The organism is Bacillus sp. SM2101 (assembly GCF_018588585.1).
Taxonomy (GTDB): domain Bacteria; phylum Bacillota; class Bacilli; order Bacillales; family SM2101; genus Nanhaiella; species Nanhaiella sioensis.
In genome coordinates, this window is the sequence record NZ_JAEUFG010000015.1 from 39,143 (window position 1) to 64,005 (window position 24,863).

At 35.5% G+C, this 24,863-nt stretch carries 23 protein-coding genes; 20 read left to right on the plus strand and 3 right to left on the minus strand.

From position 1 onward, the window contains the following. The first annotated feature begins 338 nt into the window (after positions 1-338). Both rsmD and coaD read left to right on the plus strand, forming a co-directional pair. Entirely contained in the window at positions 339-890 is a 552-nt protein-coding gene (gene rsmD / locus JM172_RS15220; protein WP_214483281.1) for a 16S rRNA (guanine(966)-N(2))-methyltransferase RsmD, read from the plus strand. A gap of 19 nt (positions 891-909) precedes the next feature. Continuing rightward, positions 910-1,389, plus strand: a complete 480-nt coding sequence (coaD, locus tag JM172_RS15225) for a pantetheine-phosphate adenylyltransferase (protein ID WP_214483223.1) — start codon at positions 910-912, stop codon at positions 1,387-1,389. Positions 1,390-1,601: 212 nt separating this feature from the next. Here the strand turns inward: coaD and ylbJ are convergent, their stop codons facing one another. Beyond that, the gene (ylbJ, locus tag JM172_RS15230) at positions 1,602-2,828 is read right to left on the minus strand and encodes a sporulation integral membrane protein YlbJ (RefSeq protein ID WP_214483224.1); all 1,227 of its coding nucleotides are present in this window, start codon (positions 2,826-2,828) and stop codon (positions 1,602-1,604) included. 176 nt (positions 2,829-3,004) lie between these two features. Between ylbJ and JM172_RS15235 the strand changes: the two genes are divergently transcribed. Then, positions 3,005-3,802, plus strand: a complete 798-nt coding sequence (locus JM172_RS15235) for a patatin-like phospholipase family protein (RefSeq protein WP_214483225.1) — start codon at positions 3,005-3,007, stop codon at positions 3,800-3,802. Beyond that, the gene (locus JM172_RS15240) at positions 3,792-4,805 is read left to right on the plus strand and encodes a SepM family pheromone-processing serine protease (protein ID WP_214483226.1); all 1,014 of its coding nucleotides are present in this window, start codon (positions 3,792-3,794) and stop codon (positions 4,803-4,805) included. The genes JM172_RS15235 and JM172_RS15240 overlap by 11 nt, the downstream gene beginning before the upstream one ends. A 232-nt stretch (positions 4,806-5,037) precedes the next feature. Here JM172_RS15240 and JM172_RS15245 read toward each other — a convergent pair whose 3' ends face one another. Next, on the minus strand, positions 5,038-6,273 hold the full coding sequence (locus JM172_RS15245) for a nucleotidyltransferase (RefSeq protein WP_214483227.1): 1,236 nt from the start codon (positions 6,271-6,273) through the stop codon (positions 5,038-5,040). A gap of 269 nt (positions 6,274-6,542) precedes the next feature. Here JM172_RS15245 and JM172_RS15250 point away from each other — a divergent pair, with 269 nt between their 5' ends. The 4 genes from JM172_RS15250 to JM172_RS15265 all read left to right on the plus strand — a co-directional run bounded on the left by JM172_RS15250 (position 6,543) and on the right by JM172_RS15265 (position 8,900). Next, a complete protein-coding gene (locus JM172_RS15250; RefSeq protein WP_214483228.1) occupies positions 6,543-7,058 on the plus strand; it encodes a YceD family protein in 516 nt (171 codons plus the stop codon). A gap of 66 nt (positions 7,059-7,124) precedes the next feature. Beyond that, positions 7,125-7,298, plus strand: a complete 174-nt coding sequence (gene rpmF / locus JM172_RS15255) for a 50S ribosomal protein L32 (protein WP_214483229.1) — start codon at positions 7,125-7,127, stop codon at positions 7,296-7,298. Positions 7,299-7,398: 100 nt separating this feature from the next. Next, on the plus strand, positions 7,399-8,154 hold the full coding sequence (locus JM172_RS15260) for an enoyl-CoA hydratase/isomerase family protein (RefSeq protein WP_214483282.1): 756 nt from the start codon (positions 7,399-7,401) through the stop codon (positions 8,152-8,154). Between the two features lie 131 nt (positions 8,155-8,285). Beyond that, positions 8,286-8,900 (plus strand): RsfA family transcriptional regulator, encoded by a 615-nt coding sequence (locus JM172_RS15265; protein ID WP_214483230.1) that lies wholly within the window; start codon positions 8,286-8,288, stop codon positions 8,898-8,900. Between the two features lie 108 nt (positions 8,901-9,008). Here the strand turns inward: JM172_RS15265 and JM172_RS15270 are convergent, their stop codons facing one another. Next, positions 9,009-9,485, minus strand: a complete 477-nt coding sequence (locus JM172_RS15270; RefSeq protein WP_214483231.1) for an N-acetyltransferase — start codon at positions 9,483-9,485, stop codon at positions 9,009-9,011. A 156-nt stretch (positions 9,486-9,641) separates the two neighbouring features. Between JM172_RS15270 and JM172_RS15275 the strand changes: the two genes are divergently transcribed. The 12 genes from JM172_RS15275 (at position 9,642) to JM172_RS15330 (ending at position 24,863) form a co-directional block, all read left to right on the plus strand. Next, on the plus strand, positions 9,642-10,979 hold the full coding sequence (locus tag JM172_RS15275) for an acetyl-CoA carboxylase biotin carboxylase subunit (RefSeq protein ID WP_214483232.1): 1,338 nt from the start codon (positions 9,642-9,644) through the stop codon (positions 10,977-10,979). 108 nt (positions 10,980-11,087) lie between these two features. Then, complete coding sequence (locus JM172_RS15280; RefSeq protein ID WP_214483233.1) at positions 11,088-11,300, plus strand: biotin/lipoyl-containing protein; 213 nt, start codon at positions 11,088-11,090, stop codon at positions 11,298-11,300. Between the two features lie 20 nt (positions 11,301-11,320). Next, a complete protein-coding gene (locus JM172_RS15285; RefSeq protein WP_214483234.1) occupies positions 11,321-12,862 on the plus strand; it encodes an acyl-CoA carboxylase subunit beta in 1,542 nt (513 codons plus the stop codon). Positions 12,863-13,154: 292 nt separating this feature from the next. Then, positions 13,155-14,060, plus strand: a complete 906-nt coding sequence (locus JM172_RS15290; protein ID WP_214483235.1) for a 2-dehydropantoate 2-reductase — start codon at positions 13,155-13,157, stop codon at positions 14,058-14,060. Then, positions 14,048-14,440 carry a DUF3397 domain-containing protein gene (locus tag JM172_RS15295; protein WP_214483236.1) on the plus strand — a complete coding sequence of 131 codons (393 nt, stop codon included), beginning with the start codon at positions 14,048-14,050 and terminating at the stop codon, positions 14,438-14,440. The genes JM172_RS15290 and JM172_RS15295 overlap by 13 nt, the downstream gene beginning before the upstream one ends. A 91-nt stretch (positions 14,441-14,531) precedes the next feature. Beyond that, the gene (bshC, locus tag JM172_RS15300; protein ID WP_214483237.1) at positions 14,532-16,160 is read left to right on the plus strand and encodes a bacillithiol biosynthesis cysteine-adding enzyme BshC; all 1,629 of its coding nucleotides are present in this window, start codon (positions 14,532-14,534) and stop codon (positions 16,158-16,160) included. A gap of 423 nt (positions 16,161-16,583) precedes the next feature. Beyond that, positions 16,584-17,015, plus strand: coding sequence for a division/cell wall cluster transcriptional repressor MraZ (mraZ, locus tag JM172_RS15305; protein ID WP_214483283.1), 432 nt, complete (start codon positions 16,584-16,586; stop codon positions 17,013-17,015). A 287-nt stretch (positions 17,016-17,302) separates the two neighbouring features. Beyond that, positions 17,303-18,235 (plus strand): 16S rRNA (cytosine(1402)-N(4))-methyltransferase RsmH, encoded by a 933-nt coding sequence (gene rsmH / locus JM172_RS15310; protein WP_214483238.1) that lies wholly within the window; start codon positions 17,303-17,305, stop codon positions 18,233-18,235. Between the two features lie 256 nt (positions 18,236-18,491). Next, entirely contained in the window at positions 18,492-18,845 is a 354-nt protein-coding gene (ftsL, locus tag JM172_RS15315; protein ID WP_214483239.1) for a cell division protein FtsL, read from the plus strand. A 4-nt stretch (positions 18,846-18,849) separates the two neighbouring features. Further along, a complete protein-coding gene (locus tag JM172_RS15320) occupies positions 18,850-21,108 on the plus strand; it encodes a penicillin-binding protein (protein WP_214483240.1) in 2,259 nt (752 codons plus the stop codon). A 71-nt stretch (positions 21,109-21,179) separates the two neighbouring features. Next, on the plus strand, positions 21,180-23,114 hold the full coding sequence (locus JM172_RS15325) for a stage V sporulation protein D (RefSeq protein ID WP_214483241.1): 1,935 nt from the start codon (positions 21,180-21,182) through the stop codon (positions 23,112-23,114). A 285-nt stretch (positions 23,115-23,399) separates the two neighbouring features. Beyond that, positions 23,400-24,863 carry a UDP-N-acetylmuramoyl-L-alanyl-D-glutamate--2,6-diaminopimelate ligase gene (locus JM172_RS15330; protein WP_214483242.1) on the plus strand — a complete coding sequence of 488 codons (1,464 nt, stop codon included), beginning with the start codon at positions 23,400-23,402 and terminating at the stop codon, positions 24,861-24,863.

Consider the following 24,863-nt stretch of genomic DNA (forward strand, 5'->3'; position numbering starts at 1 on the left):
TTTATTTTCTAGTTTAGGAACTACAGCAACATAGTTTACGAATAAAGTCTATAAATTAAAAAAACCCTGCAGATACCTACAGGGTCCTTCTATATCATAGGGATAATTTTCGAAATATCACCCATAGATAAGAAGGCAAAGGGAGAGGAGAAACCGGAGGAAGAACTTATGGGGAAACGTAAGTCTTCTCCGCGGTTGGCAACAACATCAATAATTTGATGTTGTTACTACTAATTATGACCATTTGAAGTGACTGTATACACTTTCAAAATATTTTTTTATCATCTATAATAAATAAGGCTTAATTTATTTACAATTTTGTAAGAATGGTGATGTTAATGAGAGTAGTTTCAGGAAGCTGTAAAGGTATGCCTTTAAAGGCAGTGCCGGGTAAATCTACACGTCCAACAACAGATAAGGTAAAAGAAGCTATATTTAATATGATTGGTCCATATTTTGATGGTGGCTATGCTCTAGATTTGTTTGGAGGTAGTGGTGGCTTAGGGCTTGAGGCTTTAAGTAGGGGGATGGAACATTGCATATTTGTTGATCGGGATGTGAAGGCTATACAAACGATTAAAACAAATGTTGAATATTGCAAATTTACTGATCATGTAGAAATATATCGAAATGATGCAGAACGTGCGCTAAAAGCGATTACTAAACGAAATTTACGATTTTCCAAAATCTTTTTAGACCCCCCATATAAGCATCAGAAGATCAAGAATATTATTGAATTGATAGAAAATAATCGTTTATTATATGAAGGCGGGCATATTGTCGTTGAACATTCAACAGATGTTAAGCTACCTAATACAATCGGTGGTGTTTCACAAATAAAACATGAGGTATACGGAATCACTGCCATAACGATTTATCAGTATTGCTAGAAATATGGAGGTGAAGAATATGGCGAATATTGCTGTTTGTCCTGGAAGTTTTGATCCCATTACTTATGGGCATTTAGATATTATAAAACGGGGTAGAAAGGTTTTTGATAAAATCTATGTTGTTGTTTTAAACAACTCATCCAAACAACCATTATTTACTGTGGAAGAAAGGTTGGAACTGATAGAAGAGGTTACGAAAGATTTTGATAATGTTTATGTTGATTCATTTCAAGGACTATTAGTTGACTATGCAAGAAGTAAGAATGCACAAGCGATTTTACGTGGTTTACGAGCTGTTTCAGACTTTGAGTATGAAATGCAAATAACTTCTATGAATAGAGTGCTAGAAGAAAATATTGAAACTTTTTTTATGATGACTAATAATCAATATTCCTTTTTAAGTTCGAGTATTGTAAAGGAAGTAGCCAAGTACAATGGTGATGTATCAGAGCTAGTTCCTGATGTAGTAGAAAAAGTGTTACGTCAGAAATTTAACTGATTACATATATAAAGTGTAGCCTACTGAGCGAACAGATACCTTTTATTGAATAACTTGATAATGTTTGCGCTTACATAACAAACGACCATCACTTTGATGGTCGTTTTAATTATTGTTGTTCTCCGTACTAAAACATAAGATTAGCATTCATGTGCCTTTCTTGATTAAAAGAAATTACTTGTGCTTATTTAAACAATGTTTGCAACAAAGCCTTACGAAAAGAGCCTTATTTTTTTTATATAAAGTAACACATAGCAACAAAGAGTTGTCAAGGTAATAATTGGTCCGTAAGTCCACATGATATGTAAAAAATCATAAAACATACTGAAATTAGTATTTAATGAAAAAGAAGGTATGACGTTTGGTCCGTGCTCGGGTTTTACTATCGTATTAATGTATAGAGGCTTCCAAAGTATATATGCAAAAAGCGCAGCAAAAAATCCGTGAAAGATACGAGCGACAAAAAAGGGCCTAAAGCGTATATCGGTCTCAGCTAGAATACTTGCAACTTGGGCCTGAACTGATAAGCCACTGAAAGCAAGAATAAAGCTTGTAATCACTGCTTGGTAAATCAAGCTAATATTAGGTGTTTCACTAGTTAATTGACTTCCTAATGTTATTTCAAATAAACCGGAAAATAAAGGTATTCCTAATTCTTCGGGAAGATCAAAAACCGCTAACACATATTCCAAAAGATAAGCTACCACAGCTGTTATATGGACGATAGATAGCAATTTGTTTAAAACAGAAAATAAAATAATGAAACCACCGATCATTAATAATGTATGTACTGAGGATGTGATCGCATCCCCGAGTAATTTTCCTAGTGGCCTATTATCTTGCAGCCTAGATTCATGTGCAGAACGTAGTGCCTCATGTATAATTCTTTTCCTTCTGTTAATAGAAGGCTTGCTAATGACATTTTCTTTGCCGTGAAATCTCATTATTAATCCTACACAAATATTACCTAAATAATGTGATATGGCTAGGATGATACCTAAACTGGCATTTTGAAAAAAACCAATAGCTACCGCACCAAAAATAAACAATGGATTAGAAGAGTTAGTAAATGATACTAGGCGCTCCGCTTCTATTGCAGTTAACTGATTTTCTTGGCGTAATCTTGCTGTAAATTTAGCACCTGCAGGATAACCAGATGCCATTCCCATTGCCCATACAAATCCGCCAACACCGGGTACTTTGAATAATGGTCTCATAAGAGGCTCCAATAAAAAACCGATAAATCGAACAACTCCAAACCCTATGAGCAACTCAGATATAATAAAAAAGGGAAGTAACGACGGGAACACGACTCCCCACCAAATCTGTAACCCTCTTTGTGAAGCTTCAAATGATGCTTGTGGAAAAGAAATAAGGGCTATAGCTAGCAATAAGGCAGTTGTTGCTAATATTAATGAATTTACTTTTGTTATATTCAAGAGTATTGCCTCCCGTTTTATCTTCTTTCTATACAATGGATGTAGTAGGTGTTAGAATGAAAGAACGAATAAATCATGGTAAAAAGTTGTACAAACTTATATTTCAATATACGTGTATAGCACCTTTCTTTAGACCATAAGATTGAATATAGATCATTTTTTTGGAGGTATTTCTCATGCGAGATCCTATCATTGGTCTAGCTCTTGGTTCTGGAAGTGCAAGAGGCTTTGCCCACTTAGGGGTTATTAAAGTATTGACAGAGGAGAATATTGGAATAGACCTGATTGCTGGAAGTAGCATGGGTGCCGTTGTTGCAGCCTTTTATGGAGCTGGGCTAGACATTAATCGTCTATATAAAGTGGCTTATGCATTTAAAAGAAAATATTACTTGGATTTTACTGTTCCAAGGATGGGTTTTTTGGCAGGGAATAGAGTTAAAGAGCTCATTCGTATATTTACCCATGGGAAAATGATTGAAGACTTAGATATTCCGGTAGCTATTGTAGCAACCGATTTAATAAAGGGAGAAAAGGTAGTTTTTAGAACGGGACCAGTTGCTGATGCTGTCCGTGCGAGTATTGCAATTCCAGGAATTTTTGTGCCAGAAAAAATAAACAATCGAGTGCTAGTCGATGGAGGCGTTGTTGACCGCATACCTGTATCAGTCGTGAAAGAAATGGGTGCTGATATCGTGATTGGAGTTGATGTATCACATGTTAAAAAAAATGAAAGTATCTCATCCATTTTTGACGTGATTATGCAAAGTATAGACATCATGCAAGAAGAGCTAGTTAGCCATAGGGAAATTGCTTCTGATATAATGATTCGACCACATGTGGAACATATTAGTTCAAAAGCATTTTCCAATATAAAGGAGATTATTGAGATAGGCGAGGAGGAAACGAGAAAACAGCTCGAAAATATTATTACGGTTATTTCTACGTGGAAGGAGTCACAGCAAGGTGAAGACTAAAAGTTATATTAGATCGTTATTTATTGGTATTATACTTGCTATGCTAATTACTTTTGTACAGCTACCATTTTACATTACGAAACCTGGAACAGCACAAGAGCTTGCTCCTATTGTTCAAGTTGATGGTGGGTATGAAGAAGAAGGGTCATTAATGCTAACAACAGTTAGAATGGGAAAAGCAAATGTTGTCTCATATATTTGGGCGAAATTGAGTGAATACCAAATGATTTACCCTGAACAAGATATTCTCCAAGATAGAAGCGATGAGGAATATTCATATATTCAATTACATAATATGGAGAACTCAAAAAACAGTGCTATAACAGTTGCATATAATCAAGCAGATAAAAGTATAGAGTATAAATATAATGGATTATTTGTCTTTACGGTGCTAGATAATGTACCAGCTAAAGATTTTTTAAAAACAGCTGATCGTATTATACGAGTAGACGATAAAGATGTGAAAAGTTATGAAGACCTTACTCATTATCTATCAACAAAACAAGAGGGCGATGTAATTGAGGTTGTTGTTGAGAGGGATGGTGAGACGGTTGTTCAAGATATTGAGTTGATTACATTGGAAAATAAAGAGCAAGTAGGTTTAGGTGTACAACTTATAGAAGATGTGGAACTTAACGTAAACCCAAGCGTGGAAATTAATTCTGAGAAAATAGGTGGTCCATCTGCAGGATTAATGTTTACATTAGAAATCTATAATCAATTAGTTGAAGAAGATCTTACAAAGGGCTTTGACATCGCTGGTACTGGTCAAATTTTTAATGATGGTACTGTCGGACCTATAGGTGGGATCTCTCAAAAAATTGTAGCGGCGGATAAGGCAGGGGCCGAAATCTTTTTTGCGCCAAATCAGAACGGAGCTAGTGACTCAAACTATAATGAAGCTGTAAAAACAGCTCAAGATATTGGAACTTCAATGAAAATTGTACCTGTAGATACATTTGAAGATGCTTTATTGTATTTACAATCTTTACAGCCAGAGTAGTATTACATACTTATGCTGTTTATTAACTGCAACTGAAGGCAGATCTCTTACATTAAATGCAGAGGTTGCCTTCTTTATTTGTATAGCTGTTTTACGTACGAATAGATTTACCATGTATTCATTATAGTTCGTGGCATCCTTTATTTCATTTTCATACCGCTGAAAACCCTAGCTAATCTTCTCTAACGGTGCTAATTTAGTAATAAAAGCACCAAAGTTTATGTAAAGAGAGTTATTTAAACTTCCTAGCATCTTCATCAAACCTAATCGGTGGAGTTGAGTACTCTTGTTTAATTGCTGTTGAACATAAAGGTTCTGGTAAAATACTAGCATATACATGTGCAGCAGTAATATCTAACATGAATAATGGGTCTTCAAAGGAAGCTGCTTTCGAAATGATAGGTAGTTGTATTTTTTTCTTTACTTCATTCAAATACTGTTGCCCTCTCGTATTCATACCTAATAAACGGATATATGGAGATTGGGTAGATAATTGTAGTAAGTCGTGCTTTTTAGTATTCGTTAATATATGTAGACATAGTCGCTGAAGTCGAGTCCAAGTATAACGCTTTGTCTTAATTTTTTCCATAAAAGTTATAAATGAAGTCGATTCTTTTATGTACTTCATAAGTCGATATTCTAAGCCTTCCTCACATTCATATATTGATTCCAGCTCTGCTAGACTAGAAGTTAATAGCTTATATTTTAATAATGGAAAATAAGCTTCCCAGCTATGAAATCGATTGTACTGATTATAATAATTAATTAAGTGGTTCTTTGTAGATACAGGGATGTAGTTATCTATGTCATTTATATTACCGCTCTTTGAGAATAAAGTTTGACGTATACTGGTTGCACTAGCGATAGAAGGAGATGTAAATTCCTCATCATGATATTGAGCCCCTGTTCGGGTGATTGTTAATGGAGTTAGGCTACTGTGCTGATCATGAATTGCTTTCACATAGTGATAACCTAGAATGTTATTTGGCTTAGATAAATCAAGCTTCACATTCGTAGTTTTTACTTCATTAAAAGCAATTGATGATGCTTTCGGATAACTATATCCTTTATCTATTGCATTCTTCACCTTTTCATTATATGTTGGTGCAGCTTGTTTCAAAAATTGGGCAGCATGTTGAAAATCTTTTATTTCTCCATGCTCACTTCCAAAACAAACTTCCTCACATAATAAAGCAGATAAAATTGAAATTGCTCCATTTGCAAACATTTCAGCATTTTGTGATGCATAGGCGTAAGGTAATTCGACAACGATATCTACACCAGCTTCTAAGGCCATCTTAGTCCTCGACCATTTAGATACTAGTGCGGGTTCACCGCGTTGCAGAAAATTTCCACTCATAACTGCTATAACACAATGAGTGCCTGTTTGCTTTTTTGTTTCTTGTAAATGAACGTAATGCCCATTATGAAATGGATTGTACTCAACGATAACACCTGCAGCCTTCACTTACACACCTCAGTTCTAGTTTAATATTGGAAAAATGTATACAATGATTTCTTTTATTATAATGTATATGAAAATGAAGTTCCATCTCTCAAATTCACAGTATTTATTAACTCAATTAAATTAATGAAAATAGAAGGGTAAGGAAGCTGCTTTCGATGAATAATAGTGTTAAAGGAACTTCCTATTTAAGAATGTAGATGTAAAGAAAAAATATTGACAAATGTGTTTTACAAAGCTATAATTACCTTTGTTGCCTTGAGGTGATATAATTGAAATGGACAATTCATCAACTATACCAATTACAGAACAAGGACATAATAATTGACGAAACTGTAGATGTAAGTGACATTAAACATATTGAGAAGTCAATTCGTAATATTTCACCTGTTAAAGTTACAGGTGCAGCAGATGTAAGTCATGCTAAAGCTATTTTTCACTTAACAATTACTGGTTCAATGGTTTTACCTTGCTCGAGAACATTGGTTGATGTACAATTTCCGTTTACTATTAAAACGACGGAAACCTTTTTATTTAAACAATCTGATTTTGATAATGAAGATGAGGTTCATAATGTTGAAGGAGATGTCGTTGACATTCTTCCGATCATAAAGGAAAATATTCTTCTAGAAATTCCAATGCAGATATATTCAGAAAGTGTACAGGAAGATAAAGTATTACAATCTGGAAAAGATTGGTCTGTTATTACTGAGGAAGATGTGAAAAATCAGATAGATCCACGTTTAGCTGGATTAGCAAAATATTTTGACAAAAATAAAGAAAATTAACAAAACGAAGAACCGGCATTATCCGGCCTTCATATGATTTTAATTCTCTTTAAGGAGGTGGGAATAATGGCTGTACCTTTTAGAAGAACATCTAAAACTAAAAAAAGAAAGCGTCGTACGCATTTCAAATTACAAGCCCCTGGTATGGTAGAATGCCCAAATTGTGGTGAAATGAAGCTTGCTCACCGCGTTTGTAAAGAATGTGGTACTTATAAAGGAAAAGAAGTAGTTAGCAACTAAATGATGTTGATTACTGACGTTAAAAAACACAAAGAGTAAATTCTTTGTGTTTTTTTCTATATCATTATATAAGTGGGGGGAAGGTACAAGGGTGGAGAAAATGATTATTAATAAAGACGATAATGGCGTAGTATGGGCTACAATTAACCGTTTGGCTAAAAGAAATGCGATCGATTATGATGTTATGAATAAATTGGAAACGCTTATAAACGATGTGAGAGAGACGGTTGATATTAAAGCAATCGTCATTACTGGAGCTGGTGACAAAGCATTTTGTTCCGGAGGTGATTTAAGTGTATTTCATCAATTAAAAACAAAAAGAGAGGCATATGAAATGCTTTCAAAAATGGGTGAAATACTATACTCGCTACAGACACTTCCTAAGCCAACTGTGGCACTATTAAATGGATTTGCAATAGGAGGTGGTTGTGAACTAGCAACAGCATGTGATTTTCGTTTAGCTAAGCAAGGCAGTAAACTAGGATTTATACAAAGTAAATTAGCGATAACAACAGGTTGGGGTGGAGCAACCTTATTAAATGAAAAAATCCCCTATGATAAGGCACTTCAATTGCTAATGACAGCAAAAATGATTTCTGCAGAGAAGGCTTATGAAATTGGTTTTGTTAATGAAGTGTTAGATAACCAAGACTTAGTGAAACAGTGTAAAGAATTTCTGAAACCAATACTTGAAGCAGATGTACATGTACTATCCTCATATAAACAGGTATTAATTAATAAATGGAAGGCCCATCATTTAAAGGAAAGAATGTTTGCAGAAATTGAACAATGTGCATCTTTATGGGCAAGAGATGAGCATCACCATGCAGTCGAGGCTTTTTTGAATAACAATTAAGATGTTTTTTAATGATTTATGTGTTGTATATGGATAAAACATGAATTATTTGCATTGTGATAGTTTATATATAGTCTATCTTTTCTAGTAGCAGCATATGTATTAAAAAAAAGCTACTGGGAGGTAGGGTAATGTCAACGACTCGGCAGGATGCATGGACAAACGATGAGGATTTACTGTTAGCTGAGGTTGTGTTGAGGAATATTCGTGAAGGTGGAACGCAATTGGCAGCTTTTGAGGAAGTCGGCAGACGGTTATCACGAACTGCAGCCGCCTGTGGTTTCAGGTGGAATTCGTATGTTCGTAAACAATATAAGTCTGGTATTGAGCTTGCTAAGAAACAAAGAAAGCAATTAAAAAATGGGCAAGAATCAACACTTACCACAGTTGAACATAAAGAAAATGATTTTCAGTCATCTGAACCTTTAGTTGATGATTTATCGTTGAAAAAAGTAATAACTTATTTGCAAATTATCGACTCATCTCAAAATGAATACGACGAATTAGTTATAGAAAATAAACAATTAAAAAAACGTGTGGCGCATTTAGAAAACAAAATGGATAAGGTCGATGAGGAGAATCAATCGCTGTTAACCAATCTACGACAAGTTGAAGATGATTACAAAGCGTTAATAGAAATTATGGAACGTGCAAGGAAGATGGTTGTGCTGCAAGAAGAGGAAAAGCAAAGTAAAGTAAAATTCCAAATGGACAGAAATGGAAATTTAGAGAGGGTTGAAAAATAATCAATAGCACCTATGTAATTTACAAAAAATAAAAAAAAGAAACAGTTAGTTTAAAAGAAACTGTTTCTTTTTTATGTCCATGTATTGAATGTGTTGAAATGGTATATATTATCGAGTCTGTTCTTTAACACCATTAGGATGCCATAATAACGGATTTTCACCAAAGTCTCTTTCTACATCATAAGTAGCAGCAGAAAACCCCATTTTAGTCCAAAACTCTGCTGATTTTACACGGGGGTTAGTTTTGATAGGTAGGTTAAAACTCTTCGCGAAATTGACTAAAGCGGTTCCAAAATTTTTCCTTTGAAATGCAGGTAATACCTCAAGTTTCCATAGCTCTAGGTATGTTTGTGGTGGGTCAAAGTATTTATCATATTTTGCATCAACTTTATATAAACTCATTCGAGCGACTAACTTACCACCGTAGTATATTCCATAAAATGGAGAATCACTATTGTTTTCGATGATATTTGTTTGAAGATCATCAAGCATAGATAATTCTTGTAGCCCGTATTCTTTAAATTTTTTAAATTCTTCTATTGTTTTATAGTTTACGAGTAATCGTTCTATTTTATAAGTTTCCATCATAATCTTCCTCCCACATAACCTTATATTTTTATTATATAACAAAGTGACACAAAATTCTGTAGAAAATAATTAGAAAGCGTTTTCATAAATAGAAGGAATATTAAAAATTTTGTAGAAATATATACAAATAAGATATAGAACAGGAGTGTGCAAATGAAGAAAATACTAATTGCGAACAGAGGGGAGATTGCCTCTAGGGTAATTCGAACATGTAACAATATGGGGATTGAGACAATAGCGATTTATTCTGATGCTGATAAGAATTTACCATACGTAAATGAAGCTACTAAAGCGATCCGTATCGGGGAATCTCCTGTTCAAAAATCATATATGGCTATGGATGCTATCGTAAAATTAGCTTTAGAGGAAAATGTAGATGGTATTCACCCAGGGTATGGTTTTTTATCCGAAAATGCAATGTTTGCAAAGTTAGTTAATGATAATGGTATAACTTTTATTGGCCCACAACATGACGTTATTGCTTTAATGGGAGAAAAAATCCAAGCACGAAAGGAAATGCAAAAGGCTGGAGTACCTATTGTGCCAGGGAGTCATGAGTCTGTTAGTTCAGTTGAAGAGGCATGCGTTATAGCTGACAAAATTGGATACCCGGTAATGATAAAAGCAAGTAGTGGCGGTGGCGGAGTTGGGATGCAACGTTGTAATGACGAGCAAGAATTAAAGAAGGTGGTTGTGTCAATTAAAAACCGTGCTAAAGCATATTTTGGGAATGATGAAATATTTATTGAGAAATATGTTGCCGATGCGAGGCATATTGAAATTCAAATATGTGCTGATACAGCTGGGAATATTGTTCATTTGTTTGAGAGAGATTGTTCAATTCAACGTAGAAATCAAAAGGTGATTGAGGAAACACCTTCACCGTTCCTATCAGAGGAATCGAGAAGAGCAATGATTGATTGTGCATTAAAAGTCGCTGCACATGTAGGGTATACCAATGTAGGAACAGTTGAATTTGTAGTAGATAACGATGAGAATTTCTATTTTTTAGAAATGAATACGAGGTTACAAGTTGAACATCCGATAACTGAAATGGTTACAGGGATTGATCTAGTTGAATGGCAAATAAGGTTGTCATGTGGGGAAAATATGCCATTATTACAGCATGAGATAAATAGTAACGGGCACGCGCTAGAATTTCGATTATATGCAGAAGATCCAGTTACATATTTGCCCTCGCCAGGTACTCTTAATGTATTAACTTATCCATCAACAGAGGGTGTCAGAATAGATAAAGGGTATGATGAAGGTTGCCAAGTTACCCCATTTTATGATCCGATGATCGCAAAGCTAGTCATACATGGTCTTGATCGAAATGATGTATTACATAAGGCTGAAAAATTGCTTGAAGAAATGAAAGTTGAAGGGATAAAAAACAACTTACCTTTACTTGAAAAGGTTATTCAAAATGAGATGTTTCGAGAAGGGTGTTATACTACCTCTTTTTTATCAAGGCAGTATTCACGCTGATGTTCTCTCATAGAACTTCATCTAGTTGTTTTAACTTATATCAATAGTAAAAGTTTGTGAAATGACCGCTTAATAGAAAAAAACACCTGAATTGGGAGGATATATGGTATGAAAGAAATATATGCATCGATGGCAGGTACTGTACTAAATTTATTAGTTGAGAAGGAAGAACAGATTACTAAAGGCCAACAGGTTATTATTCTAGAATCAATGAAAATGGAAATACCAATTGAGAGTTCAATAGAAGGGGCTGTAAATGAAATAAAAGTGGAGATAGGAGATTTCGTAAATGAAGGAGATGTTCTCATCGTATTAGGATAAAGGGAAGGAGAATTTAAACAATGGTTCAAGTAAGCGATTTAGATAAAGTTTTATCAGAAAAACTAGAAAATATTGAACGTGGAGGAGCAGAAAAGTATCATCAAAAACAAAAAGAGCAGAACAAATTATTTGTTAGAGATAGATTGAAACTGCTCTTTGATCGAGGGGTATATATAGAAGATGGAATGTTCGCAAACGATCAAGCTGGGGATTTACCCGCTGACGGAGTAGTTACAGCTACTGGAACAATCAATGGGCAAACAGTATGTGTGATGGCTAATGATTCGACTGTGAAGGCTGGTTCATGGGGAGCAAGAACAGTCGAAAAAATTATTCGCATCCAAGAGTCAGCAGAGAAACAAAAGGTGCCGTTGTTGTATTTAGTCGATTCGGCTGGTGCACGCATTACTGATCAGTTAGAGATGTTTCCAAATCGCCGTGGAGCAGGTCGTATATTTCATAATCAAGTACGACTATCTGGGGTCATTCCTCAAATTTGTATTTTGTTCGGGCCGTCCGCTGCTGGCGGAGCATATATACCAGCTTTTTGTGATATTGTAATAATGGTCGATAAGAATGCATCAATGTATTTAGGCTCCCCTCGAATGGCTGAGAAGGTCATCGGTGAAAAAGTAACGCTTGAAGAAATGGGTGGAGCTCGCATGCATTGTACAATAAGTGGATGTGGTGATGTACTTGCTGGAAATGAAGAAGAGGCAATTCGTTTAGCTCAAACGTATTTAACGTATTTCCCTACTAATTCCCAGTCTAAACCACGCCATATTGAGGCACGAGAGTCGAGTCATAGTAAGAGTTTGGCTGATATCATCCCTGTGCATCAAAATGCTCCTTTTGATATGTATGATTGTATTAACGCATTTGTAGATAAAGATAGTTTTTTTGAGATTAAGAAATTATTTGCTGCCGAACTTATTACTGGTTTAGCTAGAATAGATGGTCGCTGTGTTGGAATTATAGCCAATCAACCGAAAGTGAAAGGCGGAGTTTTATTCGTTGATTCCGCAGATAAAGGGGCTAAATTTATTCAGCTGTGTGATGCTTTTCATATTCCTTTATTATTCTTAGCTGATGTACCAGGTTTTATGATAGGAACAAAGGTTGAACAGGCTGGAATAATTAGACATGGTGCTAAGTTTATAGCTGCAATGAGTTCAGCTACTGTGCCAAAAATCTCTGTTATTGTTCGAAAAGCTTATGGGGCCGGGCTATATGCAATGGCGGGACCAGCTTTTGAGCCTGATTGCTGTATAGCACTTCCAACTGCGCAAATAGCTGTAATGGGTCCTGAAGCGGCAGTAAATGCAGTTTATTCTAACAAAATAAGTAACATAGAAGACCCAAAAGAAAGAATAGCATATATTCAGCAAAAGCAAGAGGAGTATAAACAGCATATAGATATATATAAATTAGGATCTGAAATGATTATAGATACAATTGTATCACCAAATGATTTACGAAAAGAGTTAATTGATAGGTTTACAATTTATGAAACTAAAGAGATAGCAGATGTCCAACGTAAGCATCCTGTTTATCCAGTTTAAACGATGCTATAAAGTGAGGCCAAAAATGTTATATAAGTACTAAAGTAAATAAACAAACAGAGGATGACGATCATTATAGTGTTATCCTCTGTTTATTTATTTACAGAATCAATGTTGTTAAAATACGCCTGTACTAATTTTGCTTAGGTCCAAATTATGAGGAACTTTGGCACTTGCTGTTAGTTAAAGTAACAACATTAGGCAGTTTTTACGAGATTATGTAACACTGCTTCCGCTATTTTTGTTAAAATAGTTTCATAATACAAAGAACCTGATATAAAAGGAGGTTTATATGCAAATAGGGGTTATTGGTGCTGGTTCAATTGGACTATTATATGCGTGTTACCTTTCAATATATCATCAAGTTACGATTTATACTCGACGCAAAGATCAAGCTAGGCAAATAAATTCCAAAGGTATTCAATTGATCAAGAGCGGTGTTCAATCCACGTATAAGGTTACTGCAAAAGTATTAGACGATGGGTTAGAACACGAGGATTTGATTATTGTTACGGTTAAAGAGTATCACTTAGACCGTGTTCTGAATACGACGAATCAATTTCGAAATGTTAATGCACTGTTATTTTTGCAAAATGGTATGAAGCATATTTCACTATTTGAGAAACTAAACCATGAAGTAATACTTGTTGGGGTCGTTGAGCATGGCGCGTTAAAAATTAATGACTATACAGTAAATCATACTGGTGTTGGAATAACGAAAATTTGTTCATTTAGAAATGGAGAAGGCGTAATACAGTCGTTTCAAAAAGGTCAACACTCCGACTTTGGGGTCTTAGTTGCTGAAGATTGGTATAAGGTGCTTTCTGAAAAGTTAATTGTTAATGCTGTAATCAACCCATTAACCGCCTTATATTGTGTGGAAAATGGAGACTTACTTTCCAATCGTTTTTTTCTTTCGCGAATGAAGAACCTATTTATAGAAGTGACATCCGTTATGAATGTTAATACAAATAATATGTGGGAACGTCTAGAACATATTTGTATACAAACTCAGAATAATCGCTCATCTATGCTAAGAGATATTGAGAGTGGGCGACAGACAGAAATCGATGCAATATTAGGATATATCATAGCAGAGGCTGATAAGGTGGGGAAAAGTGTACCAGTTAGTACATTTTTGTATGATTCTATAAAAGGTAAAGAATTGCAGAGAGGTGATTCGTCATGTCACAGTTAGTAGCCGGTGTTTTTGCAACAGTTGTCACTATTCCAATAATTGGTTTGTTTCTTGTGTATTTCATCTTATGTAAGATCACCCGTCGTAAAAGGAATTCTCTGTTAATGGCTATCGACATTTCAACAGCCTTATTTATCTTGTCAGTATATTATTTGACAGAGGTTATTTGGGGACAATCTATGTTTTGGCTTATCCTACTTATAATCGTGTTAATTGCGATGGTTGTTGTTATTTTACAGTGGAAAATTAAACAAGATATCGATATGCGCAAAGTATTAAAAGGATCGTGGCGGTTTAGTTTTTTGTTTTTCTTTTCTGCCTACATCATTTTGTTTGTTTACGGCTTAATTGATCGTGTATTGGCATTTGTTAACACTTAATAGTTTACGAGCAAGTTCTTTCCATTTTTTAAAAATCAATGCTATACTACGGGGAGTAGATATAAAAGCAGCTAGAAAGGAAGTTAAATTCATGGAGGTTAATGATCTTTTTCTCCCTTCATTAAATAAATTTGCAACTGATTACATGGGGAATTCCAAAGAGTGTCATCAGTTTTTTCATTACAATATTCATGATGCAACAGTGTATGAACAAAGAAAAGATGAGCTTGCATCAAGACGGTTTCAGCGTGAGAGGCTCGTAAAGCATCTACTACGTTATCACTCTAAATTTCAACATAATGACAAATCTAAACAGCATATTGAAAAGCTTCTAGATCAAAATAGCCTTGTTGTAATCGGTGGTCAACAAGCAGGATTATTAACAGGCCCTTTGTATACTATTCACAAAATATTGACAATAATCCAAACAGCAAAGCAGCAAGAGAAGGAACTAAATGTCCCAGTCTTACCTGTGTTTTGGATAGCTGGTGAAGATCATGACTTTGATGAAATTAATCATCAATATGTAGAGACAGAAAGCGGCATGAAGAAAAAATCGTACAATCGCCATAATACTAATAAGCAAATGGTATCAGATATACATATAGACAAACACCTTTGTGAGCAATGGATACAAGAAATCATTCAATCGTACGGTGAATCAAATTATACACATGAAATTCTATCTATGCTTAAACAGAGCTTACATGATACAGAAACTGTTGTTGACTTTTTTGCTCAAATCTTAATAACATTATTTGCTGATGAAGGGCTTATCGTTGTTAACTCAGCTTCCCCTGATCTACGTGAAATAGAATCTGAATTTTTCCATCATCTTATCTATAACAATTCACAACTAGCAGAAGCGGTGTCTATGCAACAACATGTGTTAGAAGAAGTTGGATATAACAAAGTGCTAGATGTGAATATCAATTCTTCAAATTTGTTTTTTCAATATAATGAAAATCGAGTGCTTTTGGAAAGGGATGGGGCTGAAGGATACTTTAAAGGTAAGAATAATGAAGTGAAGATATCATTTGATGAACTTATTCAAATAGCAGAATCATCACCCCATTTGCTGAGCAACAATGTAGTTACAAGACCCCTCATGCAAGAATACTTATTCCCAACATTAGCATTTATTGCTGGACCAGGAGAACTTGCCTATTGGGGTGAGCTTAAAAATGCCTTTTCATTGTTCGATTTTAAAATGCCACCAATTATACCGAGAGCTAATATTACGATTGTTGACCGAACAATTACATCTGATTTAGAGAAGTTAAATATACCAATAGATGATGTTTTACAAGATAATTTGCTTTCTTATCGTGATGATTGGGTGAAAACCGAGCTGAAGTATGACTTTGAAAGTATCATTAACAATGCGAAAGAAGAGGTTGAACAAATTCATCAACAAATTAGGCAAAAAGCAACAGAAGTAGATGCTAACTTACATTCTGTCCTTGTTAAAAATGCTCAATTAATACAATCTCAGTTTGAATTTGTTTCAACTTTAATTAATCGTTCTATCGAGACTAAACATGAAGTAACATTGAAAAAGTTTCAAAGGATAGAGAACTGTTTACGACCAAATCATTTACCTCAAGAAAGGGTATGGAATATATTTTACTTTTTAAATAAATATGGGTTTGGTTTTATTCAGCAATTAGTAAATGCTCCGATAAAATATAATGGGAACCATCAATTAATTTATCTATAAATGTAAGAAATGCTATTTGAAGAGAGTGCACATTTATAGCTACATCAAGGTTTTTATCGCATTAATTGGTATTATAGACTTAAGAATATAAACACGTATACATCATGTGTTCGTGGCATCTTTGTTACTTTTATAATTGTTGGATTAGGAAGATACATCTTGCCGGCCATTCTTAATTTAAAGAGCAATAAATGACAGCTAATTTAAACCTCTGTATTCATACAGGGGTTTTTTGTATGTCATAATTTTTTTCTGAAATAAGGCTTGTTGTTGTCTTGTATAACAAATATTTACTTTTTTAGTACTGAAGCAAACAAAGTCGATATTTGACTACATATGCTTTTATGGCTAAATTACAAAAAAAAGGGTGGAGAGAAGTGGGGAGATGTGGTACATTATTGTTAGAAAGTGGGGTTGTGTATCATGTTTATGGGAGAATTCCATCACAACATTGATCAAAAAGGTCGAATGATTATCCCTGTTAAGTTTAGAGATAATCTGGGCGATTCTTTTGTCCTTACAAGAGGGTTAGATCAGTGTTTATTTGCTTACCCCTTGAGTGAATGGAGCATTATTGAAGAGAAGTTAAAAAGCCTCCCATTAACAAAAAAAGATGCACGTGCTTTTACTCGTTTCTTTTTTTCCGGCGCTATAGACTGTGAAATTGATAAACAAGGTAGAATAAATATACCTATTTCGCTGAGGAAATACGCCGTAATTGAAAAGGAATGTGTAGTAATTGGTGTCTCTAATCGCATTGAAATTTGGAGTAAGATAAGTTGGGATCAATATGTTTCTGAGTCTGAGGAATCATTCGCTGAAATCGCAGAAAACATGATCGATTTTAACTTTTAATGAACGAGTTTAAAGCAGATGCTTTTTTCAAACATTGTTGCTACTACTACATGGCCACTGATTAAAAGAGGTTTTATGCAATCTTCTTGAATTTATAGAAGAAAAGCTGCCAAAAACTTTAACTATTATCGTGTTCATTGCTTAGTATGAAAAACAACAATCGATGTGAAAACGGCCTATGCGTAACATAGTTATTTACTAAATTGATAATTTGAACAGAGAGACAAATACTACTCAATAAGTAGAAAATATGGGCAAAGTATATTTGTCTCAAGGTGGTGCTAGACATGTTTAAACATAAGACAGTTTTATTAGACGAAGCAGTAGATGGCTTACGAATTAATCCCGACGGTATATATGTTGACTGTACTCTTGGTGGTGCAGGTCATAGTGAATTAATCGTGAGCAAGCTATCTAATAGTGGAAGGTTAATTGCGTTTGACCAAGATGAAACAGCGATCGAACATGCGAAAAAAAAATTAGCAAAACATCAAGATAAGATTACAATCATCAAGAGTAATTTTCGATACATACAACAAAGACTAGCAGAAATAGATATTCATGCTGTTGATGGTATTTTATTTGACTTGGGAGTATCTTCTCCTCAATTGGATACGCCTGAGAGAGGTTTTAGTTATAATTACGATGCGCCATTAGATATGAGAATGGACCATCAAGCTACTTTATCTGCATATGATGTTGTAAATCATTGGCCCTACGAACAAATGGTAAGAATATTTTTCCAATACGGGGAGGAGCGTTTTTCAAAACAGATCGCTCGGAAGATTGAAGCTGCTCGAGAAAAGAAACCAATTGAAACGACAAGTCAATTAGTTGACCTTATAAAGGATGGAATTCCTGCAGCGGCACGTCGAACTGGCGGACATCCTGCGAAAAGAATTTTTCAAGCTATTCGAATTGCTGTTAATGATGAACTACAAGTGTTTGAAGATGCACTTGGACAGGCTATTGACATGTTAAAGCCTGGTGGCAGAATTTCTGTTATTACATTTCACTCATTAGAAGACCGGATGTGTAAAGTAGCTTATAAAAAAGCAAGTGAAGGTCCTCCTCTTCCCCCTGGACTACCTGTAGTACCAGATGAGTATAAGCCAACCTTAAAGCTCGTTACACGAAAACCTATTTTACCATCAGCTAACGAACTAGAACTAAATAACCGAGCACGTTCAGCAAAGCTTAGAATTGCGGAAAAAATGTAACTTTTTCGATATCATTTGTCCAAGACTAATTGAAGAACCTCTAAAAAGCTATATTTTCTTATCTTTTCAAAAGGCTCTTTTCGTAACTTTTGTATAAAGAATTACTAAGTGAGAACATCTTGGTATATTTTTATGAGGTTCATAACATGTATAAAAACGAAAAGATGCCCCGAAATGTTGTTGTATACGTGTTACTTAGGTACGATTAACAACAATTTATTCGATCACAGCCTTTAAAAAAGGAGAGAAGAAATGAATGAGTAACTTAGCACACAGAGTTCAAGAACAGCGTCAACACGAAGTCAAACATAAACGTAAATTAGTCAAAAAGAAGAGCGCGAAGATATCATTAGGTGAAAAATGTATATTGCTAATGTTTGCAACTGCAATATTAGTTGGTGGCATAACCATCATATCAAATACAGCTTCGATATACGCTTTAAATAAAGAGATTCAACAAACTGAGACTTCCATAGCTGAACAAGGAAGAGTAAACACAGATTTACAGGTGGAAATTCAAGAGCTTAGTACATACGAAAGGATATGGCAAAAAGCACAGGAGCTCGGGTTACAACTAAACGAAAAAAATGTAAAAGTAGTGCAGGATTGATATTATGACGATAAAAAGAAAAAATATTAACAAAGGAGCAGCGTTGTTAAGTATTGTTTTCACACTGCTCTTTTTTATGTTGTTGATACGTTTTGTGTTTATTCAATGGTCAGGGGAAGCAGGCGGTGAAGTATTAGCGATTAAAGCTGAAGAGAAGTATAAGAGACAAAGAACGATAGAGGCAAGAAGAGGCTCAATCTACGATAGAAATGGTGAAGTAATTGCAGAAGACATCCCTTCTTATACAATTGCGGCTGTGGTTGATGAAAGCTTAACAACTGATGAAGACGAGCCAAATCATGTAGTTGATCCACGCGATACTGCTGAAAAATTAGCACCACTAATTGGCATGAATGTACATGAGATGGTAGGGATTTTAGAGTTGGATAGGAAGCAAGTTGAGTTTGGACGTTATGGTCGCAATATTAGCCATCAATTGAAAAATGAGATTGAGGAGTTAAAATTACCTGGTATCACATTTATTCGAGATGAGAAGCGTTATTATCCAAATGGCGTATTTGCATCCAGTGTGATTGGGTATACAGTGAAAGAAGAAATTGAAGACGATACACAAATTCGTAAACAAACAGTGGGAATGTTAGGACTTGAGCAATCACTAAATGATTACTTGCATGATGAAGATGGGTATATTACGTACGAAGGTGATCAACAAGGCTTCCGACTCCCTAATAAAGAGACTAAGATTGTACCACCGGAAAATGGGAATGATGTATATTTAACGATTGATCGGAAGATTCAAAGTTTCTTGGAAGATGCTATGAACAAAGTGAATGAAGAATATACACCAGAAAAAATGATTGGCGTTATTGCAAACGCAAAGACTGGTGAAATCTTAGCAATGAGTACAAGACCTTCGTTTGATCCTAACGTAAGGGATATTGAGAACTATTTAAATGATGCTATTTCCTACCCTTATGAACCAGGTTCGACGATGAAAATATTTACACTTGCTGCCGCAATTGATGGCGGTGTATATGATGGCGAAGAATCATTTAAATCTGGTTCCTATTCAGTTCCTGGGAGTAAACCGATAAATGATATAAACACTACCTGGGGTGTTATCAATTTTAATGAAGCGGTTAGGCGATCTTCTAATGTTGGTTTTGCCATCCTTGCTTATGAGAAATTAGGTCCTGATAAATTCTACGAATATTTGCAAGCTTTTCATTTTGATCAGCCTACAGGCATTGATTTACCTGGGGAGGTAGCAGGTAGCATTTTGTTTAACTATCCAATTGAACAAGTAACGACAGCCTTTGGTCAAGGAACAACTGTAACACCTATCCAACTCGTTCAAGCCGCAACTGCTATTACTAATGGTGGTGAAATGTTACAGCCGTATATTATCGATAGAATAGTTGATTCAAGTACGAATGAAGTAATAGAGCAAGGTGAATCAAAAGTTGTGGGGAAGCCTGTATCTAACAATACTTCAGAAGAAGTATTAGATTTGCTTGAGCAAGTTGTTGTAGGTGAACATGGGACAGGAGCAGCTTATGATATAGAGGGCTATCAAGTTGCTGGAAAAACGGGAACCGCTGAAATACCTAACCCTAACGGCGGAGGGTATCTAAAAGGACACGGAAATTATATTTTTTCCTTCCTCGGTATGGCTCCAAAAGAAGACCCTGAATTAATCATGTATGTTTCGGTGAAAATGCCGAACATAGCACCAAACGAAAAAGGGTCAGCACCCGTTTCAAAAATATTTAATCCTGTTATGGAAAGTAGTTTGAAATATTTAAATATACTTCCTACTGAAGTAGAGGACGAACAAAGAAATCTACAAAACACAGCTGTTACGATAAAATCTTATATTGGAAAGTCTCCACAGGAAGCTGTTAATAGTATAGAAAAAAGCGGCCTATCCCCAATATTAGTTGGGAATGGGGAAAAAATTATAGCGCAATATCCTAACAGTCAAATCGAAGTGATCGCTGATGAAAAAGTAATTTTAGTTACCGATGGAGAATTATTAATGCCTGATATGATGGGTTGGTCATTACGGGACGTCTTAAAGGTTGTTGAACTATTAGAATTGCAGCCAAATATAGTAGGTAGTGGTTATGTTACGAAACAAAATATCTTCCCTCATTCGGTCGTTCAGAAAGGTGATTTGCTTATCATCGATCTTCAACAACCGGCAGTAACAGCGGAATTAGCAAATGAATCATCAATGGATGGTGAAGACGCCGATTTAGAACAAGGTGAAGATGAGGAAACAATGGAAGTGTTAGACTAAAGGTGATCTGTTCTAAACAATGATGTACAAGCATATATTTGAACGAGCAATTTTATGGGAGGTTCACTTATATGCGTGTGTCTCAAGTTACAGTAAGAAAAAGGTTAACTTTAACATTATTAGTAGGTTTACTCATCTTTTTTATCATTGATTTACGTTTAGGGTATGTTCAATTTTTATTAGGTAATGAATTGACTGAAAAGGCTGAAGGCTTATGGAGTCGGGATATAAAATTTGAACCTAAACGTGGCGAAATACTAGACCGAAATGGCGTTCCTTTAGCAACAAACATCAGTGCTCCTACTGTTTGGGTTGTCCCTAGACAGATAGAAGATCCTGTTCACACGGCTACTAAACTAGCTGAAGCATTAGACATGTCAAAAGAAAAAGCATACAAACTTGTCACTGCGGAAGAGGTGAATGTCAGAATTCACCCAGAGGGTAGAAAAATATCTCATGAGAAGGCAAATGAGATTCAGGAGTTAGACCTAGCAGGTGTATATATCGGTGAAGACTCCAAGCGTCATTATCCATTTGGCAGCTATTTATCGCATGTATTAGGGTTTGCAGGCATTGATAATCAAGGGTTAATGGGTCTTGAACTTTATTATGACAAACAGTTAAATGGTGAACAAGGCTCTGTGCAATTTTATGCTGATGCGAAAGGGAAAAGGATGCCGGATATGGCAGATGATTACAACCCACCAATTGATGGAAATGATTTGAAGCTAACCATTGATACGAGGGTTCAGACGATCATTGAACGTGAATTAGACATTGCTGAAGCTGCTTATAATCCAGATGGGATTATTGCAATTGCTATGGACCCAAACAACGGAGAGATACTTGGTATGGCGTCTAGACCAGATTTTGACCCAGCTAATTTTCAAAATGTTGCTCCAGAAATTTACAACCGAAATTTGCCAGTTTGGAGTACGTATGAACCAGGTTCAACCTTTAAAATTATTACTCTAGCAGCTGCTTTACAAGAGGAAGAAGTTAATTTAATTGAAGATCATTTTTATGATTCGGGCTCAATTTCTGTAGGAGGATCTAAGCTTCGGTGTTGGAAAAGCGGAGGTCATGGCAGTCAGTCATTTTTGGAAGTTGTACAAAATTCATGTAACCCAGGCTTTGTAGAGCTGGGTCAAAGATTGGGAAAAGATAAATTATTTTCTTACATTACTGCATTTGGTTTTGGAGAAAAAACTGGAATAGATTTGGCTGGAGAAGGGACTGGCATTTTGTTTGATTTGGAAAAGGTAGGGCCAGTCGAACTCGCTACAACTGCTTTTGGTCAAGGGGTCTCTGTTACACCTATTCAACAAGTTGCAGCAGTAGCTGCTGCGGTCAATGGTGGAATATTGTACACACCCTATATCGCGAAGGAATGGATTGATCCAATCACAGGAGATGTGATAAGTCGCAATACTCCTGATGAAAAACGCCGTGTCATTTCAGAAGAGGTCTCAGAACAAGTACGATACGCTCTGGAAAGTGTTGTAGCGCTAGGGACAGGAAAAGGTGCATATGTTGATGGTTATAGAGTAGGTGGAAAAACAGGAACGGCTCAAAAGGCAGTAGACGGTCGTTATTTAGAGAATAATTATGTTGTATCATTCATAGGTTTTGCCCCAGCAGATGATCCACAAATTGTTGTGTACATTGCAGTAGATAACCCCAAAAATACAGTTCAATTCGGTGGAGTGGTAGCTGCTCCTATTGTTGGCAATATTATGGATGATAGTTTAAGGGCTTTAGACATTAAACAAAGAGACGGACAAATTGAGAAAGAAGCAACGTGGTTAGATGAACCGCAAATTACAGTACCTAATCTTGTAGGATTAACTAAGAAGGACCTTCATACGCAACTCGTAAATTTAAAGATTGACAGTAGCGGGGAAGGCGATGAAGTCATACAACAAGCTCCAGCTGCTGGTGCAAAAGTAAAGCAAGGTTCCACCATTAGAGTGTTTTTTGGTGATACAGACAAAGAACGAGAGTAAAAAAATTTTGATCTATCACTCCATTTTAGTTTATGATTATTGAATATAGAAATTATCCTCCCCACCTTTAAAGGTGGGGTCATTAATCATCAAGTTGTAATGGTTGTTCAAATAAGTGTGATCGAGATGGTGATCTAAGATACATTAGAAACAAGTATTGATGAAAAAGATAATTCGTTTTATAATTTTTTTTGTGTTTAAATTATATAGTATACATATATACATAACTTTGAATACGATGATAGTCATATCTATATAGATATAATACTGAGAGGAATTGGTTTTATGGACTTACAAACTTTGCAATCATTGTTGTATGATTTTCCAAAGAAGGTTGCGGAAAATCCAACGATTACCTCAATAGAAACGAACTCACGTGACGTAAAGCAAGGAAGTCTGTTTATTTGTATAAAAGGGTATACGGTTGATGGACATGATTTTGCACAAGAAGCGATTAATAAAGGTGCCGTAGCTATCATTGCCGAAAAATCATTAGATGTGGATGTGCCGGTAGTCGTTGTACAGGATACAACACGTGCAGTATCAGTTATTGCAGATGCCTTCTATGAACAGCCTACTAAACGGTTTAGGCTGATCGGTGTCACGGGGACGAACGGCAAAACGACAACTACTCATATTATTGAGGAAGTTTTCCAACATGCTAAACAAAAGACTGGATTAATTGGGACGAATACTATAAAAATTAATAATCAAACTTATGGCGTAAAGAATACAACACCAGAAGCCTTAACGCTTCAAAAAACATTTAAAGAAATGGTTGATAATCAAGTTGATACTGCAATCATGGAGGTATCTTCACATGCCATCGATTTAGGAAGAACTTTTGGGTGTGATTTTGATGTGGCAGTTTTTACGAATTTAAGCCAAGATCATTTAGATTATCACGAGACAATGGCTGAATATCGCCGTACAAAAGGGTTATTATTTGCTCAATTAGGTAATAGCTATAATCACAATAATCCTAAGTATGCAATATTAAATGCTGATGACGATGCAAGTGATGAATATAGAAGAAGCACAGCTGGAACAGTGATTACTTATGGGGTGCAAAATCAAAGTGATTTTATGGCAAAAAATATAAAAATGACTCCTTCTGGGACGAATTTTGAACTAATAACCCCTTATGAAACATTTAAAGTTTCAATGAAATTAATAGGTCTTTTCAATGTATACAATGTGCTGGCTGCAACAGCAGCTTGTTTTGTTTCAGGGATCTCCCTCACTTCAATTATTAGTACAATAGAAACTTTAGAAGGAGTAAGTGGTCGTTTTGAAGTAGTTGATGGGGGGCAAGACTACACAGTCATTGTTGATTATGCCCATACACCTGATAGCTTAGAAAATGTGTTAAAGACGATCAATGAATTTGCTAGCTCCGATGTATACGTTGTAGTAGGGTGTGGAGGGGATAGAGATAGAACTAAACGTCCGTTAATGGCTAAGGTAGCTGAAAAATATAGTAACTTGCCGATATTCACTTCAGATAACCCTCGTTCAGAAGATCCTGAGAAAATCTTAGCGGAGATGGAAGACGGAGTAAAAGGAAAAGATTATATATCGATCATAGATCGTAAGGAAGCAATTTCTTATGCGATTGGCCATGCAAATAAAGATGATATCGTTTTAATCGCTGGTAAGGGGCATGAGACATACCAAGAGATTGGTGGCCAGAGGCTTGACTTTGATGATCGTGAAATCGTACTCCAACTTATAAAGGAGCGACTATAG

Coding starts and splice junctions, on each gene's coding strand:
- JM172_RS15295 (WP_214483236.1), top strand. CDS start 14,048: ATGTCACAGTTAGTAGCCGGTGTTTTTGCAACAGTTGTCACTATTCCA.
- JM172_RS15330 (WP_214483242.1), top strand. CDS start 23,400: ATGGACTTACAAACTTTGCAATCATTGTTGTATGATTTTCCAAAGAAG.
- rsmD (WP_214483281.1), top strand. CDS start 339: ATGAGAGTAGTTTCAGGAAGCTGTAAAGGTATGCCTTTAAAGGCAGTG.
- JM172_RS15285 (WP_214483234.1), top strand. CDS start 11,321: ATGGTTCAAGTAAGCGATTTAGATAAAGTTTTATCAGAAAAACTAGAA.
- JM172_RS15290 (WP_214483235.1), top strand. CDS start 13,155: ATGCAAATAGGGGTTATTGGTGCTGGTTCAATTGGACTATTATATGCG.
- JM172_RS15275 (WP_214483232.1), top strand. CDS start 9,642: ATGAAGAAAATACTAATTGCGAACAGAGGGGAGATTGCCTCTAGGGTA.
- JM172_RS15320 (WP_214483240.1), top strand. CDS start 18,850: ATGACGATAAAAAGAAAAAATATTAACAAAGGAGCAGCGTTGTTAAGT.
- JM172_RS15265 (WP_214483230.1), top strand. CDS start 8,286: ATGTCAACGACTCGGCAGGATGCATGGACAAACGATGAGGATTTACTG.
- rsmH (WP_214483238.1), top strand. CDS start 17,303: ATGTTTAAACATAAGACAGTTTTATTAGACGAAGCAGTAGATGGCTTA.
- JM172_RS15280 (WP_214483233.1), top strand. CDS start 11,088: ATGAAAGAAATATATGCATCGATGGCAGGTACTGTACTAAATTTATTA.
- ftsL (WP_214483239.1), top strand. CDS start 18,492: ATGAGTAACTTAGCACACAGAGTTCAAGAACAGCGTCAACACGAAGTC.
- JM172_RS15260 (WP_214483282.1), top strand. CDS start 7,399: ATGATTATTAATAAAGACGATAATGGCGTAGTATGGGCTACAATTAAC.
- JM172_RS15235 (WP_214483225.1), top strand. CDS start 3,005: ATGCGAGATCCTATCATTGGTCTAGCTCTTGGTTCTGGAAGTGCAAGA.
- rpmF (WP_214483229.1), top strand. CDS start 7,125: ATGGCTGTACCTTTTAGAAGAACATCTAAAACTAAAAAAAGAAAGCGT.
- JM172_RS15325 (WP_214483241.1), top strand. CDS start 21,180: ATGCGTGTGTCTCAAGTTACAGTAAGAAAAAGGTTAACTTTAACATTA.
- JM172_RS15270 (WP_214483231.1), bottom strand. CDS start 9,485: ATGGAAACTTATAAAATAGAACGATTACTCGTAAACTATAAAACAATA.
- mraZ (WP_214483283.1), top strand. CDS start 16,584: ATGTTTATGGGAGAATTCCATCACAACATTGATCAAAAAGGTCGAATG.
- coaD (WP_214483223.1), top strand. CDS start 910: ATGGCGAATATTGCTGTTTGTCCTGGAAGTTTTGATCCCATTACTTAT.
- bshC (WP_214483237.1), top strand. CDS start 14,532: ATGGAGGTTAATGATCTTTTTCTCCCTTCATTAAATAAATTTGCAACT.